The following is a 15,301-nucleotide window of genomic DNA, read 5'->3' on the forward strand; positions in this document are numbered from 1 at the left end:
CCATGGCTGAGCAATCTGCAGTAGTTCATCAGCTGGGGAAAAAAGCCTACATTGCCGGCTTGAACTGGCAGCCACTGGCGCGTTCAAGCTACAGCAAACGCATTGCCGATATTCGGGAGTATGCCGACCGCATTGATGCCACCAAGCATATTTTGCTCAAGGGCCATCAGAACGAATACCTGGGTCTTTATAACTACGATCCTGATATCTCGGATGAAGAACGCACCGGGCAGGTGTACAGCCTGGCGGCCATGTTGGCCACACAGAATGAGCAGGAACACGCCATCTATGCCATTCGCATAGAGGAAGGAAGCAAGAAAGGCCAAATGGCCTTGATGGTGATTGAACAGGGTGCGCCCACCATGGACATCATCGGCAGCGATGCCGAAGTGGTCAGCACTGTAAATACTTACACCAATGGATCCATTGAAAGCTCGGAATACCATGTGTACAGCAACGCCGCCGAGCTCTTTCCAAGCGCCCTGCCACTCGACATTGCAGCCCGCTTGGGCAACTTCAGCAACAAACACGCGCTGATTGGTTTGCCCACCGATTTGATCAAAGCCTCGGCCATGCTTGCCGTGGTGCTGCTACTGGCTGGTGGCGTGTATGGCGGCAACGAATACCTGGAAGCCAGCGCACGTGAAGCGCGCATGAAGCAGGCGCAGTCAAGCATACAAACCCCGCAGTATTTGAAAAAACTGGCGACCGACCAGCGCAGCGTGGGCTTGGCCAATACCGATGTGATCGAAATGTTGAACCTGTTGAGCGAACAACCATTCATGGCACGCGGCTGGCTGCTGGAAGGCATTCAGTGCAACCTGGGCAAATGCACCAGTGAATGGCAATCGCAAGGCGGCTACACGCAAGAGTTGGTGGGCTTTTTAAGCAACCAGCAAAGCAGCCCTGACCCCAAAGACGTCAATAAACTGAAGTTTTCGTTTTCATACGACATGGCCTCCAGGGGCATTCAGCAACTGCAGGATTTACCCAAAAAACAGGAAGCCAGCGAACTGCTTTACCTGGAACAACAAGCCTGGCAAAAGGCCGGCATTCAATTCAAGGTCGACACGCAAGGCCAAACCTGGCCCACCGGCTTCAAGAGCATTCCACCCAATGTGTCGGTGAACCGCCATGCAACTGAAGTCACGGGCAGCCTGACACTCATGAAAGATTTTCTGGATCGATACCCATCCGGAATTTACTGGAATCAGATTTCAATGAAGATTGAACCCAAAAACCTGAATGCCGCTGTGATGGTGACATTGAAGGGAGCACTGTATGCGTATTAATTATTTACTGGGCGGCCTGCTTGCCGCATTGGCCTTGAACGGCCTGCATGCGCAGGAAAATAAAACTGCGGTAACACCGGTTGAGAACATCAAGCTCAACGGAGTGACCGTGCCTTTGAACATCAAAACACTGGCTGAAATTCAAAGGTTGCAAGAAGAACAAGCCATGCGGGAAGAATTACAAGCTGCGCTGAAAATTGGTGGCAGCGTAACAAGCACAGCCAGCAAACCGCAAGCAACAGCACCTGCAGCGATTGCGACAAGCAAACCAACCGCAGCCCCTGTAAGAACTGCCAGCAAACGTGTTCCCACCATATCAGCCAATACCCTGTTGGGCGTGTATGGCACAAGCGGCGCGATGACTGCCGAAATTCAGACTGCGGCGCGAAGCGTACGCACCCTTCGCGAAGGCGAACAGCTTGGCAAATTCAATATCAAGAGAATCACCCAAAACGGACTTGAACTGGTCGCAAGCAACGGCAACACGCAGCACGTCTCCGTGGGTGCGCAAGTGAGGTTTTGATCATGAAAAGAGACCCGGCACTGAATGTGTTGGCCACGCAGGCGGAGAAGTCGCTGAAAGTTGAAAAACTCAGTGAACTGCCCGCGTTTTCGCGCGTGCTGACCGACGGCAGTGCAGGAGCTTTACTGAAGCTGCCAGCCGCTGTAGAAAAACATGTGTGTGCCATTGAAACTGGCGTGAAGCGCGCAATCATTTTGTACGATGCCGAAAAACTCGCGCAGATTCGCCCTTTCATTTCACACCTGCGCGGCAAGCTGATTGCCGAGAAATTTACTTTCGAGCGCCCTGAAATTGGTTGTGGCGGCGGCGTCATCGAACATCTAATTGAGAACTCCAGAACCAAGATCGACAGCACTGACGGGGAAGAAGACCCGGCAGTGGCGCAGTCCAAAGCCAAAGAAATTTTTGAATCCTGGGTGGCCTTGGCTGTGCAGGAACGCGCTACCGACATTCACGTGCAAGTGGTCAATAACATTGCCGAAGTGAAGCTTCGCGTGGATGGCGAACTTGAATTTTTGCGCGATCAGCAAGGCGGTGTGTACACCCCGCTACAGGCGGAACGCGCTGTGGCTTGGGCGTACAACAATGCATCGGGCAAGGGTTCCAACAGCAACAGTCAATTCTCGGTGGGCGAAAACCTGTACTGCATGATCGCTGCCCGCGAGGTGGGTGGCAAACGTGTGGCCATGCGCTATCAATCAATGCGGGGCTGGGCCGGTATCAAAGTGGTGTGTCGCTTGCTGTATGTTGATATTGACGCACCCACACTCAGCTACGAGCAGTTGGGTTACGCCCCTTCACACATGAAGCAGTTAAAGAGCGCATCCAACACACCTTCGGGCACTATTATTTTTGCGGGTGTTACAGGTTCGGGTAAAACCACCACGCTGAAAACCTTCATTGAAACGCACCCTGGCAATGGCACGGATGCGTTTTACTCCATTGAAGACCCGGTGGAATACCCGCTGCGCGGCGTGCACCAAATTCCGATTCAGCGTGACTTGCTCGACCGCAAAGGTTCAGCGGCCAAATACGCCGAAGTGGTTGCAGGCCTGATGCGTGCTGACCCCGGCTGCGTGTTGATGGGTGAAATTCGTGACCCGGCCACTGCGATTTCAGCGCAGCAAATTGTTGAAACTGGCCACATGGCCTGCGGTACCGTGCATGCGCATTTGATCTCGGGCATTGTGCCGCGCCTTACCAACGAAGAAATCGGGATGAGTCGCGACGTGCTGACCAACCCCAATATTTTGACCTTGCTGGTTTATCAGGCCTTGGTGCCCAAGCTGTGCCCGCATTGCAAAATCGGTGGGCGCCTGTACCAACAAGGCATGCCTGATTCCGAACATGTATTTGAAGTACTCGACACCCTGGAAACCCGCTTTGAACTGGAGCGCGACCTGTTCTACTTCAAGAAGCAAGGTGGCTGCCCCAAGTGCAAACACCGCGGTACTGCGGGATTGAGCGTGGTCGCAGAAATTTTGACGCCCGACCGCAAGTGGCTGAACCTGATACGCCAAGGCAAAGACTACGAGGCCATGATGTACTACCGTTCGAAATCGGATGGCAATTTCCGATCCGAGAACATGGACGGCAAAACCGTGTTTGAACACACCCTGTACAAAGCGCTGCTGGGCGAAGTAGACCCCCGCCACTGCGAACGTTTTGACAGCTTTGACCGTTTCGAAATCATGAACGACGCAGACCGCGCCGAAACAGCGGCTTACACCTGAACATGACATTCAAAAAGAAATTCACCAACTTTTTCAATGCCATCAACTTGATGGACTTTCGCGGCAAGCGCGAGGCATTTTACGAACAACTTGCCAAATCGATTGAGAACAAAGAGCAGTTCAAAACCTTTCTGGAAGAAGAGCTGAAAATAGCCCGCCACAAGCGAACCCGCAACAGCAGCCGAGAGGCGGCCTTGAAGCTAATGGTTCGCAAATTGAGTTTGGGCGACGACTTTTTGATCAGCCAAATTCTGGGCACCGTAATGCCGCAGAACGACCGCATGATGTTAGCGGCTGTAGACGAAGCCAAAGACAAACCTGGCACCTTGCGTGCATTGGCCGCAGCGATTAAATCGCAAAAAGAAGCAAAGAGCGTGATTTGGAAAGCCATTTTCCCGCCCATGGTGTTGATACCTGGTGTGGCAGGTTTCAGCTACGTGCTGGCCACGCAGTCCATTCCGATTATTGTGAAAGTGGCACCGCCTGAGGTGTGGACCCCGTTCAATATGTCGGTTCGAATCGTGTCGGAAATTGTTGCCTCTCATGGCGGTTTGATCGTGGCTGGTGTTATTGGTGCTATCGCCGCATTTACTTATGCGCTGCCCCGCTGGAAAGGCAATTTGCGAAGCCAATTGGAGCAAGTACCACAAGGCTGGGGCTTCTTGCTGTTTCCAGTGGCACCCTTTCTGTTGCCGTTGTCCATTTACCGCGACTTTCAAGTCAGCCTGCTGGTGACCTCGCTGGCGGTGTTGTTGAAAAGCGGAGCCACTTTGTCTTCGGCACTGGACACGCTGAAACGCAATGCCGACCCGTGGATGCGTTGGCATTTGAAAAAGATCATGAACCACTTGAACGTAGCCCCCACCGATTACATACCTGCATTCAGCAAAGGGCTGATGAGCCCGAAATTGCTGGCGCGCCTGGCGACCACCATTCGCAACAACCCGCAATTCGACAAAATTCTGATTCAACTGGGCACCGAAGGTGGTGAAGACATTCGCAATGAAATTGGCAACACCGCCAAGGGTTTGAATGCCGTGTTGCTGAGTGTTGCTGCGGCTGTGGTGGTGTTCTTGTATGTGGGCCAGCTGTCGATCAGCCAAAGCATGACTGAGGAACTGGACCCTGTGAAAAGAATGCAACGCATGCGTTGAAATAAGTGCTTGACACCACAACTGATTGATCTACAATTAATTCGTCTGTTGGTATATATACGGAATGCTTGGGCCAACACGTACTACACAATTTCCCTTCGGAGAGGAATCAAAAAATGATTACATCGCACACACTGAATGCCCGCCGCAAACAAAGCGGTATTACCTTGATTGAAGTTTCAATCGGCCTGATCATTGCGGCGATTGTTGCTGCTGCAGCTTTTATTGCATTCCAAAACAATGCACGTCGTACTGAAGTACAGGACAACATCAAGCAGATTACTGAAGTGATCAGTGAGACCAAGCAGAAGGTTGGTATCAATGGTGGCGCTGGTGGCTACACTGGACTTACTGCTGATTTAGCGGCAACACTGGGTATCCTTCAGTCAAACGGCCAATTAAATAGTTACGGTCAAACTATTGGTTTAGCTGCTGACGCAACGGATCCAGTTAACTTGGCAGTTCTGAGCTGGGATGGAGTTGAAGGCGATCAGTGTACAGATATCGTACTCGCCGTTGGTGACGCGGCCACAACAATCACAGGACCCGAAGGGACGTGGGAACTAGCCGGAACTGGTAATAATGGTCCTATGAGCTTGGTAAACGCTGCTCTTGTTTGCGGCGATGATCCTGATGTTGTAGCTAACCTCGATATCACCTTCGGCCGTCGTTAATCACATCTCATGAAGTCCAACAAGGGGGCAACTTTGCCCCCTTGTTCATTTGAATCAAGGCGAATTACCCATGCTTGACTCACTGAAAAACAGCAACCCCAAGCACACTGGCTTTCTCAGCATCGAGCTGGCGTTGGTGCTGATCATCAGTGCCATCATCGCCTTCGCTGTGGTTCAACAACAAGCACGTTCTGCAAAAACATCTGTCGCGAAAATTCAGGCTGATCAACTCAACCAGGTTGGCGACGCACTGAACTCTTATACCGATTTGTACCGGCGCGGCATTTCTGCCCCTGGCGACCTACAAGTCGACTTGAACAACGATGGCATTACTGATGTCACCCTGCCTGAAACCCCAGTCACAGGCAACGAGGGCAGCAAGTTAACCCCCACCATTGAAAACCTGATCGACGTGGGCCTGTTGCCCGCCAGCTTTGTGAACCGCCCTGCGGCGTCGAATGGTCAATTTATTACACGCCTGTCAATTTTGCCGGCAGGCTGCTCCATGGCAGCCGACAATTGCCGCATTGAGGGCTACATCACCCTAAGCCAACCTGTCACGATTGGCGGGCAAGACGGTGCCGCCGGCGAATTCGACAACGACATTGCTGGCGACATGCTTAGCTTTATGGGCGGTAACGGCTTTGTGACACTGCAAGCCGACACCCCCGCCACCAGTGCTGGCGGCAACTTCACAGTGGCACTAGACATCGACGGCGATGGCGCGAATGACGCCAACACACCTGCCGGCATACCCGGCGTGCGCGTGGGTGCCCTGGCCTCGCGGTACGATGTACGCAACCCGATTGCCGATGTTGATTTTTGCCGAGGCAACCGAACCTTGAACTGGGTGGAAAGCAGCAATTCATGCACCACCGTAATTTTCAACGACACGCCAGTGGGCTATCGCTTTGTTGCGGTCGATGCCGACACAGGTGGAGGTGCTGGCGGCGGCGGCAGTGCCTTTATTCGCTGCGTGTACAACCCCAATGCCAACCCGCCCGCGCAGTTGTCCATTCTCAGCAGCTGCTGCCAAAACGGTAACCAGGCCTGCACCCCGCCCGCGGTGCCTTAATCATGAACAGGCGACAGTTTCTGGCTGCAGCAAGTTCAGTTTCGCTGGCGGCGCACTTCGACAAACTGGCGTGGGCCACGCAAACCCCAAGCTACACCTTGCTGGATATTCAACGCGGTTCTGACCGCTTTCAAATTGATTTCAGCACTCCCGATGGTTTTCGCACAGCCGCCTGGATGCTTCGCGATGTTCGAGCCAACCGGGTGGGCGTACCCAATGTTGAAATGCTACAACTGGCCGCATGGGCCCAGGTTGTTTTGGCAGAGCACCATGCCTACACCGTGTTTGAAGTGACTTCGGGTTTGCGAACCCATCACACCAATTCCATCACCGAAGGTGCAGCCCGAAACTCACGCCATTTGCCCGACGAACATGGGCAGTTTTACGCCATGGACATCAAACCGCTTGGTGTGAATATTGATCAATTGGCTAAAATCCTACAGTACCCCGCATTCGGGGGGGTTGGTGTTTACAGAAGCCATGTACATTTCGACATTCGCGATCATGCCACCCGGTGGCGCTCGAAATAGTGATTAAATTCATTAACTTGAGCGACTTCGAGTCAACCACAAAGCGACATGATACGTTGTCTATTTGTGTTAAATAATGATTTTTAACTCAAATTACAATTTGAGAGTCTTGATTCCGTATCATCATTAACCCACGAGATTGCTTTATCACGCGCCATGCCTCAAATTAACAATAAAAACAAGCCACGCACAGGTGCATACCTCAACCTGTTCAAGCAGAAATACGGGTTAACTGTGTCTAAAATGTGCGCCTTGTTTGGTATCAGTACCCAGGCGAAATTCAATTCAATTGTTCGCCCGCCCGAGGGAAATTCCAGCGATGAACTGCTCGATCCCACGGTTGCATTAATTTTAAGGCTGTACGAAACCCATGAATCGCTGGTTCCCTTGAACAACGAGCTCAGCCTGGAAGACACCTACAAAATGTTTCAACGGGTGTTCGGAAAAACGAAAGTCACCGAAAGCACTTTTGGGCAATTGTTGGGTCGAAGTGCAGGTTCAGGTTACCGGTGGTTGAACGGTTCTGGCAACGCCACACCGCAAGTGGGTATTGTGCTGGAAAGGCTGCGCCACATGCTGGCCAGCGGAATGGAAGAACCCGAAGTCTGTTATTTGTGGCTGGACATTGTTCACCAAGAATACCGGGCACGTAACCAAGTGCCGCCCTTGAGCGATATAGACGCAGTAAAGCTGTTGATTCAGAAGTACCCACTTAAATACAAACACATGGCGTCATGAACACAACATGGATTACACCGAGGTCAAACTGATTGCTGTGTGGAGCGGCCCCAAGGCCCCACCCAGCCAGTTGAAACTTTCTGATTACAAATTGCCCGTTGCAGGCCGCATTCCGAAAAACTTTTTCAATGCCCTGTACGGTAACCGCAATGCCTACATGGCCTTGGGTGAACTTTTGGCGCAGGCGCAAAAAGCAGGCCACTACTTTTCCACAGCAACCATCACAGTTGGTATTGAAACGCCGCGCAAACCCGGCGTAGTGCACCTTGAAGACCTGGGTGAAGACAGTGGAACCCAGTTTGTGAATTTGTCGCGCGTGTCGAAAGAAGTGGTGTCAGAAGTGGCCGACATTTACCGCGCGTGTAGCGTATTCAAAAAAATGCCTGAAGACGAAATCGACTGGCGCAAACCCTTTCGCTTTATGCCGGAATGCCCGGAGCATTTGCCCGTGGTGTTCGACCTGTTGCAATGCTCGGTACTGGTACACCCAGTGGCCTTCACCACCACGCCTGCTGGCAAGCACCACTTCATTGCCAGCTTCGATCCTGCACAGGTCAAAATTCTGGATGCCCAACCCAACCGGCATGAAATTGGCCCACACCCCGAACAGATTGTTTTTTAAATATTGTACTGGGGTGCTTTGTGGCTGGGCGCGTTGGAGCCTGGCTGCTGAGGTGGCAGTATGGTGATAATGGGTTGAGACAGCTGATTGCTGAGCGAAAACGCCTGTGGAACCATGCCGTTTTCATCGGCATGCATGTAGATGATCGACATGACCGCGGCGCAGAAGCTGATGACCAACACAGCCACCATGGTAAAAATCACCGCCAGTATTCGGGTTGCAAGCCTTGGCTTTGTGGGGTTGAGTAGAGTCATGCTGCAGTCCTCCGCACCTTGGCACTCAACATTACAACTTCTGTACAAAATTACAAGCCATTCCTGTGCTGCTGGGTTTGCCACTGACGAATAATTTCATGCAGCGCAGCAAGGCCGTCGGTCAGCGCTGCAGGCCCCGGCTGCAAAATCAAAGGCGACTTCACCTCGAAAATTTGCTGGTGCTTCACCGCACTCACATTTCCCCACCCTGCCCGCGCAGCCACGGTTTCGGGACGAAACTTTTTGCCACACCACGAACCAATAATAATGTCGGGGTTGCGGCGAACAATCTCGCTGCTGTCAGCAATAATGCGGTTCTTGCCCAGGCTTTGCGTGGCCAGCTCGGGGAAACAATCGTCGCCCCCGGCAATGCCAATTAACTCGCTTACCCACTGAATTGCGCTGATTGGTGGCTCGTCCCATTCCTCAAAATACACCTTGGGGCGCACGGGCCACTGCCTGGTTTCAGCCCGAATGACTTCCACTTTCGCCTGAATTTCAGCAATCAGCTGCAGGCCCTTTTCCGCGGCCCCCACCATGGCGGCCACCTGGTACATCATGCTGAAAATTTCGGGCACCGAACGTTGGTTGAACACTGTCACCTGAACGCCATGGCGAATCAGCGCGCTGGCAATGTCAGCCTGCAAATCAGAAAAACCGAATACGCAATCGGGCTTCAGGGCCAGTATTTGATCAATCTTGGCGGTTAGAAACGCGCTTACTTTGGGTTTTTCAAGGCGGGCCTTGCGAGGGCGCACGGTGTAGCCTGAAATGCCGACAATTCGATGTTCTTCACCCAGCAGGTAAAGCCACTCGGTGGTTTCCTCGGTGAGGCAAACAATGCGTTCGGGCAGTTGGATCATTTGCACAGGTCTTCAGTGCCAAACCGAAAGCGTGCACCGGTGTACTGTTCAATTTCTGCAATGGCCTTGCAGGGGTTCTCGCCACGATCAATCAAATGCTGTGCTGCATAGTGGTTGGCCCGTGTTTCAACTTGATCAAGAAAGCCTTTAAATTCAGGGTCTTGACCATAGGCGCCCAAAAGCGTCATGAAGGCATTGTTCATCAGTTCGGTGTCTTTGGCGTTGGTTTGGTGAATGCGTTTCAACAAATCATACCCACGCCGAGGGTCGTCGTATTTCAGGTGCACCAGTTCATGCACAAAAACATAACGCAGTGCTGCGTCGCTAAGCCCCTCGGAAAAGGCCTCGTCAATCACAATCTGTGTTTTGCCTTTGGCAAAGGCAAACAGAGGGCTTTTCTGAAAACCCATTCGGGAATATGGCACGTCGTATTGTTGACGAAGCTCTTCGAACATGCTGAGGGTATCGGCGAAATCGCGCTGAGGCGGCGTGCTGCAACTGCTTGCCAAAGGCAGCAGGCACAAAACCCAAATCCAGCGAAACGGCGTAAGGTGCATTCGGTTGTACCGACTATGTTGTGAGTATTTTGATGACAGCGCATCGAAATACTACTATCAAATAGAAAGGCCGGTGAAAATTTGTTCAGGCATTGGGCGGGCTTCAAGCCGACTGGCTGCACCTTGGTTTTTTGCGTTACACTGCCAGCCCTTTTTCTATTTCAACGAGCAAAGCCATGTGGTTTAAAAACCTGTTCATCTTTCGCCTTACCAAATGGGAAGAAACCCCCGAATCGCTGGAAGACAAACTGGCCAAACAAGCGCTGCAAGCCTGCGGTGGTATGGATTTGCAAACGCGCGGCTGGGTATCCCCAAAAGCCGAAGGCGAACCGTTTGTACACCGCAGTGGCCAACAATTGCTGATTTCACTGGGCCTTGAAAAAAAGCTGTTGCCCAGCACGGTGATCAACCAGTTCACCAAAGCACGCGCTGCGGAAATTGAAGAGCGCGAAGGTTACAAGCCCGGCCGCAAGCAAATGAAAGAAATCAAGGAAGCCGTAACCGACGAACTGCTGCCACGCGCATTTGCCATTCGCAGCCGAATCAATGCCTGGATCGACCTTGAGGGCAAGTGGCTGGTAATTGATGCAGCCAGCCCGGCCAAGGCCGATGAGCTGATCGGCATGCTGATGAAAAGCGTGGAAGGTGTGGCCATGGCCTTGGTAAAAACCAAAACATCGCCCACCGTGGCCATGACCGCCTGGCTGGCTGAGAACGACAACCCACCCCCCTTTACCGTAGACCAGGATTGCGAACTGAAAAGCCGCGGCGAACAAGCGGCCACTGTGCGCTATGTAAAGCACTCTCTGGAATCAGAGGAAATTGCAAAGCACATTAAAGGCGGAAAGGACGTCACCAAGCTGGCCATGACCTGGGCTGACAAAGTTTCCTTTGTGCTGCATGAAAACCTGCAGGTGAAACGGGTTGCGCCTTTGGATGTGATTAAGGAACAGGCTGCCCTCAGTGCCGACGACGACGCATTCGACTCCGACTTTGCCCTGATGACCGGCGAATTGAGAAAGCTGATTCCCGGTTTGATTGACGTGTTGGGTGGAGAACTAACTGGCGCGAATTCGCAACTGGCTGCCTAATTTTTAGAAACCCAGTGCACAAGTGTTAACTCTAGCCGCTTCGAAATTCAAGATTTCGTTGCGGCTGTACCTCAACAATCAAGAACAATTATTAAATATTTAAATTTGGGTTCATGCCAAGGTCAAGAATCAGTATGATTCCCTCATCCTTTGAACCAACTGGTAAAACCCAACCTTCAATGACCACACGAGTTGACCCCAACAGCCCGATCCACTGGCCCGGCGCAATTACCCTGTTTGGAACCACCATTGCTGCACTTATTCTTGTACCTGCCTACGCTTGGTACAACGACTACAGCACGGCTGCCTGGGTGTCTTTCGTGGTGTTGGCCATTCTGAATGGTATTTCGATTACCGCCGGTTACCACCGCCTGTGGGCCCATCGCACTTACGAAGCCCACTGGTCAGTTCGCTTTGTGTTGATGTTTTTCGGCACCATGGCCGTACAAAACAGCATCTTGATTTGGGCTTCGGGCCACCGCACGCACCACCGCCATGTAGACGACACCGAGCACGACCCCTACTCGGCCAAGCGTGGCTTCTGGTTCTCGCACATGGGCTGGATGATTCGCAAATACGAATCAGGCAAGGAAGACCTCAGCAATTCACCCGACCTGTTGAAAGACCCACTGGTGATGTTCCAGCACAAGCACTACACGGCGCTGGCCTTGGGCATCAACTTTCTGTTCCCTGCCTTGATTGGTTACCTGGTTGGCGACTTGTGGGGCGTGATGCTGCTGGGCGGTTTGCTGCGCCTGGTGTGGTGCCACCAAACCACCTTCTTCATCAATTCGCTGGCGCACATTTGGGGCCGCCGCCCTTACACCGACGAGAACACCGCGCGCGACAACGATTTCCTGGCGATTTTTACGTACGGTGAGGGTTATCACAACTACCACCACCTGTTTCAATACGACTATCGCAACGGCATCAAGTGGTTTCACATCGACCCCACCAAATGGCTGATCGCTGGTTTGTCGTTTGTGGGCTTGACCAAGAACCTGAAGCGCTGCGACAAGTTCGCCATTGAAAAAGCACGCATCGCGATGCAATTCAAGCGTGCCGAAGAAAAAATGCAGGCACAGCCCACCGCAATGCATGCGCATGTTGAAGCCATGAAAGCCCGCCTTGCTCAGGAATATGAGCACTACAGCAAGGCCTTGCAAGACTGGGCCAAACTGAAAGAAGCCTGGTACCAAGACACGAAAAATGCCATCAAGAATGGCGAAACCCTGGCGGCCTACAAAGCCAAATTCAAAGCCATGGAAGTTGAAATGCGCCTGCAGCGCAAGCGCTTGCAAGCACTGGTTCGCCAGGTTCAAAAACCGGCATTGACTGCCTGATCAGTTAAATGAAACGGGCCAAGGTGACTGCAACCTTGGAGCCTGACCCAACAGCACTTACCCAAAGCCTGGCGATTAAACCGCCGGGCTTTGTTGTTTTTGCGGCGGCCTCGTCGCGGTGCGCGCATTCATCCAGTTGAAACTCAATCAACTGCGCTTTCAAATCCTGGTGGGTTCCCAAAGCCGTCAGCTTTTCGATTTGTTCCTGGTAGTGCAGGTTCACAAAAGTTTCCACCGCAGCAATGGTTCGGTACACCGCAACCGGCCCGAACAGGGCAGGCAATGCCCCGGTAAGGAAGCCTGCAATGCGCCAGGGCACCAACAGCCAGCTTCGGCGAAATAGCGGCAGCAGCGTGTTCATGGCGTTTAAATGGCGCTGTTCAGTTTGCAGGTGTTCACTGGCAAATGTGCGAATTTCAGGGTTTCTTGAAACAGCCAAAATGCCCCTGTAAATCCACACTGCCCCGGTTTCACCGGCGTGGTCAGTGCGAAGGTCAGCCACCAAAGTGGGCGGCAAATGGCTGGTGTCGAATTTCAAAATAAAGCGTTGAATGGCAGGGCGAACGGGCAAGAAGCCGTTGTACGCCTTTTCCATGACCCACAACATGCCCGGTACCTTGGCCAGCCATGCCAACACCCGCCAACCCGGCAACTGCGCCCACACATGCACAAAAGCCGCAGCACCACTGAGCAATTCGCCTTGCGCCGTGCGCGTGTGAAAACGCGCCATGAGCTGTTCTTTGGATTGCCCTTGGGGCAGTGGCGTGTCGGGTTTGGAGACATCCACCCAGGCAATGGGCTGATCGGGCGTTATGTTTTGATACACCGCGATTTCACGGCGGCACATGGGGCATGAGCCGTCGAAATACACTTCAACACATTGGGATTGGTTTACAACTTGCGGGTCTTTAACTGCCATGACCGTACTGCCTTGATTGAAACTGCTTTGGGAAAAACCACTTATCCCAGTTTAACTGTGTACTTCACACCGTCAAACTCGATTACATCGCCACCCACAATTTTCTTGCGTTTCTGGGTTTCAATTTGACCGTTGACCAGTACATGGCCGTCGGCGATTACATTTTTTGCTTCGCCGCCGCTGGACAACCAACCCTGAAACTTCAGGATTTTGTACAGCTCAACGGGTTCTTTGTTGATGATGACTTCGTTCATATTGTTCCTTCATTCAGGCTGCTATCAATCGGCGTACTTTGGATTTACTCGCTTGCTTGGCATGCCAAAGATCGTATTGAAGTTGTTGCTGTAACCAAACTTCAGGCGAGCCTCCCAGCCATTGAGAAAGGCGAATCGCCATGTCTGCGCTGATCGCAGCTTTTCCATTTATCATCCGGGAAAATGCAACTCGCGACACACCAAGCTGCAACGCCGCCTCTGTCACTGAAATGCCAAGCGACGGCAACACATCAAACTTGATGGTTAAGCCTGGATGTGGAGGGTTGTGCATATTACTCATATTCGTTCGATCCTGCTAATACGAGGATCTTAACCTGTATCGCATAACGATACAAAGTCAGTCATCCATTCAGTATCCACCTTGCCGCTTTCTCGGCAATCATCAGCGTGGGGCTGTTGGTATTGCCGCTGGTAATGGTGGGCATCACGCTGGCATCGGCAATGCGCAAGTGCTTCACGCCAATCACCCGCAAGCGGGAATCCACCACCGCAGCGGGGTCGTTGGCGGCACCCATTTTTGCCGTACCCACCGGGTGAAAAATCGTGGTGGCAATGTCGCCTGCCAAACGCACCAACTCTTCGTCGGTTTGAAACTCCACACCGGGCTTGAATTCTTCAGGCTTGTATTTGGCCAAGGCGGGTTGCTGCGCAATGTTGCGCGTCACCCTGAGGGAATCGGCCGCCACTTTCTGGTCTTCCTCAGTGCTGAGGTAATTCGGCGCAATGGCGGGTGCATCCTGAAACCGACTGCTTTTAATATGCACCGAACCGCGGCTGCTGGGGTTGAGGTTGCACACACTGGCCGTGAAGGCATTGAAGTTGTGCAGGGGCTGGCCAAACGCGGGCAGGCTCAGCGGCTGCACATGGTACTGAATGTTGGGGTATGGCCGGTCGGCACTGCTTTTGGTGAATGCGCCCAGTTGCGAGGGGGCCATGCTCATGGGGCCGCTGCGCTTGAACACATATTCCATGCCAATTTGCGCCTTGCCCCACAGGCTGTTGGCCAGTGTATTCAGGGTTTTAACGCCCTGCACTTTGAATACTGCACGTATTTGCAAATGGTCTTGCAGGTTGGCACCCACGCCGGGTTTGTCCAGCTTTACGTCAATGCCGTGTTGCTGCAGCAGGCTGCCCTGCCCTATGCCCGATAGCTCCAGAATTTGCGGCGTACCAATTGCACCCGCACACAGCACGGTTTCACGCACGGCTTTCACCGCCACTTCTTCACCGCCCTTCACCACCTGCGCGCCATTGCACACCAGTTCGCCACTGGCGTTGCGTTCGATGAGCAGATTTTTAACCTGCGCTTCGGTCCACACGGTTAAGTTGGGCCGCTTCATGATTGGGCGCAAGAAGGCTTTGGATGTGTTCCACCGCCAGCCGCTGCGCTGGTTCACTTCAAAGTAGCCCACACCAAAATTATTGCCACGGTTGAAGTCGTCGCTGGCGGGTATGCCTGCCTGTTGCGCTGCTTCAGAAAACGCTTCCAGAATTTCCCAACGCAGGCGCTGCTTTTCGACGCGCCACTCACCCTTGCCACTGTGAAACTTTCGTAGGTCTGTGTCGGCCAACTCGGCATGCGGGTTGTCGTAACGCCAGTTGCTTTCGTGCGCCAAAAAATCTTGCAAACAATTGTTCCAGTTCCAGGCCTCGTCGCC

General features: G+C 52.7%; 18 protein-coding genes. 11 read left to right on the forward strand and 7 right to left on the reverse strand.

Annotated elements, in window-relative coordinates; genetic code table 11:
- Positions 1-2: 2 nt before the first annotated feature.
- The 9 genes from B4N58_RS06765 (at position 3) to B4N58_RS06805 (ending at position 8,341) form a co-directional block, all read left to right on the forward strand.
- Positions 3-1,292 (forward strand): type 4b pilus protein PilO2, encoded by a 1,290-nt coding sequence (locus tag B4N58_RS06765; RefSeq protein WP_291747304.1) that lies wholly within the window; start codon positions 3-5, stop codon positions 1,290-1,292.
- The gene (locus B4N58_RS06770) at positions 1,282-1,815 is read left to right on the forward strand and encodes a hypothetical protein (RefSeq protein WP_291747307.1); all 534 of its coding nucleotides are present in this window, start codon (positions 1,282-1,284) and stop codon (positions 1,813-1,815) included. The genes B4N58_RS06765 and B4N58_RS06770 overlap by 11 nt, the downstream gene beginning before the upstream one ends.
- 2 nt (positions 1,816-1,817) lie before the next feature.
- Positions 1,818-3,548 carry a GspE/PulE family protein gene (locus B4N58_RS06775; RefSeq protein ID WP_291747309.1) on the forward strand — a complete coding sequence of 577 codons (1,731 nt, stop codon included), beginning with the start codon at positions 1,818-1,820 and terminating at the stop codon, positions 3,546-3,548.
- Between the two features lie 2 nt (positions 3,549-3,550).
- Positions 3,551-4,702 (forward strand): type II secretion system F family protein, encoded by a 1,152-nt coding sequence (locus tag B4N58_RS06780; protein ID WP_291747311.1) that lies wholly within the window; start codon positions 3,551-3,553, stop codon positions 4,700-4,702.
- 116 nt (positions 4,703-4,818) lie between these two features.
- The gene (locus tag B4N58_RS06785; RefSeq protein ID WP_291747313.1) at positions 4,819-5,376 is read left to right on the forward strand and encodes a prepilin-type N-terminal cleavage/methylation domain-containing protein; all 558 of its coding nucleotides are present in this window, start codon (positions 4,819-4,821) and stop codon (positions 5,374-5,376) included.
- 70 nt (positions 5,377-5,446) lie between these two features.
- The gene (locus B4N58_RS06790) at positions 5,447-6,451 is read left to right on the forward strand and encodes a hypothetical protein (protein ID WP_291747315.1); all 1,005 of its coding nucleotides are present in this window, start codon (positions 5,447-5,449) and stop codon (positions 6,449-6,451) included.
- 2 nt (positions 6,452-6,453) lie between these two features.
- Positions 6,454-6,981, forward strand: coding sequence for a D-Ala-D-Ala carboxypeptidase family metallohydrolase (locus B4N58_RS06795; RefSeq protein ID WP_008252787.1), 528 nt, complete (start codon positions 6,454-6,456; stop codon positions 6,979-6,981).
- Between the two features lie 156 nt (positions 6,982-7,137).
- Positions 7,138-7,719 (forward strand): hypothetical protein, encoded by a 582-nt coding sequence (locus B4N58_RS06800; protein ID WP_008252788.1) that lies wholly within the window; start codon positions 7,138-7,140, stop codon positions 7,717-7,719.
- Positions 7,720-7,726: 7 nt separating this feature from the next.
- Positions 7,727-8,341: a hypothetical protein gene (locus B4N58_RS06805; RefSeq protein WP_291747319.1), complete on the forward strand. Its 615-nt coding sequence runs from the start codon at positions 7,727-7,729 to the stop codon at positions 8,339-8,341.
- On the opposite strand, the gene B4N58_RS06810 is transcribed toward B4N58_RS06805, so the two are convergent.
- The 3 genes from B4N58_RS06810 to B4N58_RS06820 are packed head-to-tail and all read right to left on the reverse strand — an operon-like array spanning position 8,338 to position 10,015.
- Entirely contained in the window at positions 8,338-8,595 is a 258-nt protein-coding gene (locus B4N58_RS06810) for a hypothetical protein (RefSeq protein ID WP_008252796.1), read from the reverse strand. The two genes, B4N58_RS06805 and B4N58_RS06810, sit on opposite strands and share 4 nt — an antisense overlap.
- A gap of 50 nt (positions 8,596-8,645) precedes the next feature.
- Positions 8,646-9,458, reverse strand: coding sequence for a cobalamin-binding protein (locus B4N58_RS06815; protein ID WP_291747321.1), 813 nt, complete (start codon positions 9,456-9,458; stop codon positions 8,646-8,648).
- A complete protein-coding gene (locus tag B4N58_RS06820; protein WP_291747323.1) occupies positions 9,455-10,015 on the reverse strand; it encodes a hypothetical protein in 561 nt (186 codons plus the stop codon). Before B4N58_RS06820 ends, B4N58_RS06815 begins: the two co-directional genes overlap by 4 nt.
- 176 nt (positions 10,016-10,191) lie before the next feature.
- Between B4N58_RS06820 and B4N58_RS06825 the strand changes: the two genes are divergently transcribed.
- Both B4N58_RS06825 and B4N58_RS06830 read left to right on the forward strand, forming a co-directional pair.
- Complete coding sequence (locus B4N58_RS06825; RefSeq protein ID WP_291747325.1) at positions 10,192-11,106, forward strand: recombination-associated protein RdgC; 915 nt, start codon at positions 10,192-10,194, stop codon at positions 11,104-11,106.
- A gap of 179 nt (positions 11,107-11,285) precedes the next feature.
- A complete protein-coding gene (locus B4N58_RS06830) occupies positions 11,286-12,449 on the forward strand; it encodes an acyl-CoA desaturase (protein WP_291747327.1) in 1,164 nt (387 codons plus the stop codon).
- Between the two features lie 4 nt (positions 12,450-12,453).
- On the opposite strand, the gene B4N58_RS06835 is transcribed toward B4N58_RS06830, so the two are convergent.
- The 4 genes from B4N58_RS06835 to B4N58_RS06850 form a co-directional block, all read right to left on the reverse strand.
- Positions 12,454-13,368 (reverse strand): demethoxyubiquinone hydroxylase family protein, encoded by a 915-nt coding sequence (locus B4N58_RS06835; RefSeq protein ID WP_291747329.1) that lies wholly within the window; start codon positions 13,366-13,368, stop codon positions 12,454-12,456.
- Between the two features lie 41 nt (positions 13,369-13,409).
- Positions 13,410-13,622, reverse strand: coding sequence for an RNA-binding S4 domain-containing protein (locus tag B4N58_RS06840; protein WP_040513673.1), 213 nt, complete (start codon positions 13,620-13,622; stop codon positions 13,410-13,412).
- Between the two features lie 13 nt (positions 13,623-13,635).
- Positions 13,636-13,923, reverse strand: a complete 288-nt coding sequence (locus B4N58_RS06845) for a HigA family addiction module antitoxin (RefSeq protein ID WP_291747330.1) — start codon at positions 13,921-13,923, stop codon at positions 13,636-13,638.
- A gap of 61 nt (positions 13,924-13,984) precedes the next feature.
- The coding region (locus tag B4N58_RS06850) for a GMC family oxidoreductase (protein ID WP_291747332.1) at positions 13,985-15,301 on the reverse strand (1,317 nt) is incomplete at its 5' end.

Origin of the sequence: Limnobacter sp. UBA3528 (assembly GCF_002377005.1) — a bacterium.
Classification (GTDB): domain Bacteria; phylum Pseudomonadota; class Gammaproteobacteria; order Burkholderiales; family Burkholderiaceae_B; genus Limnobacter.

Excerpts from the sequence above, each read along its gene's own strand:
- B4N58_RS06765 (WP_291747304.1), top strand. The coding sequence starts at position 3 with ATGGCTGAGCAATCTGCAGTAGTTCATCAGCTGGGGAAAAAAGCCTAC.
- B4N58_RS06770 (WP_291747307.1), top strand. The coding sequence starts at position 1,282 with ATGCGTATTAATTATTTACTGGGCGGCCTGCTTGCCGCATTGGCCTTG.
- B4N58_RS06775 (WP_291747309.1), top strand. The coding sequence starts at position 1,818 with ATGAAAAGAGACCCGGCACTGAATGTGTTGGCCACGCAGGCGGAGAAG.
- B4N58_RS06780 (WP_291747311.1), top strand. The coding sequence starts at position 3,551 with ATGACATTCAAAAAGAAATTCACCAACTTTTTCAATGCCATCAACTTG.
- B4N58_RS06785 (WP_291747313.1), top strand. The coding sequence starts at position 4,819 with ATGATTACATCGCACACACTGAATGCCCGCCGCAAACAAAGCGGTATT.
- B4N58_RS06790 (WP_291747315.1), top strand. The coding sequence starts at position 5,447 with ATGCTTGACTCACTGAAAAACAGCAACCCCAAGCACACTGGCTTTCTC.
- B4N58_RS06795 (WP_008252787.1), top strand. The coding sequence starts at position 6,454 with ATGAACAGGCGACAGTTTCTGGCTGCAGCAAGTTCAGTTTCGCTGGCG.
- B4N58_RS06800 (WP_008252788.1), top strand. The coding sequence starts at position 7,138 with ATGCCTCAAATTAACAATAAAAACAAGCCACGCACAGGTGCATACCTC.
- B4N58_RS06805 (WP_291747319.1), top strand. The coding sequence starts at position 7,727 with ATGGATTACACCGAGGTCAAACTGATTGCTGTGTGGAGCGGCCCCAAG.
- B4N58_RS06810 (WP_008252796.1), bottom strand. The coding sequence starts at position 8,595 with ATGACTCTACTCAACCCCACAAAGCCAAGGCTTGCAACCCGAATACTG.
- B4N58_RS06815 (WP_291747321.1), bottom strand. The coding sequence starts at position 9,458 with ATGATCCAACTGCCCGAACGCATTGTTTGCCTCACCGAGGAAACCACC.
- B4N58_RS06820 (WP_291747323.1), bottom strand. The coding sequence starts at position 10,015 with ATGCACCTTACGCCGTTTCGCTGGATTTGGGTTTTGTGCCTGCTGCCT.
- B4N58_RS06825 (WP_291747325.1), top strand. The coding sequence starts at position 10,192 with ATGTGGTTTAAAAACCTGTTCATCTTTCGCCTTACCAAATGGGAAGAA.
- B4N58_RS06830 (WP_291747327.1), top strand. The coding sequence starts at position 11,286 with ATGACCACACGAGTTGACCCCAACAGCCCGATCCACTGGCCCGGCGCA.
- B4N58_RS06835 (WP_291747329.1), bottom strand. The coding sequence starts at position 13,368 with ATGGCAGTTAAAGACCCGCAAGTTGTAAACCAATCCCAATGTGTTGAA.
- B4N58_RS06840 (WP_040513673.1), bottom strand. The coding sequence starts at position 13,622 with ATGAACGAAGTCATCATCAACAAAGAACCCGTTGAGCTGTACAAAATC.
- B4N58_RS06845 (WP_291747330.1), bottom strand. The coding sequence starts at position 13,923 with ATGAGTAATATGCACAACCCTCCACATCCAGGCTTAACCATCAAGTTT.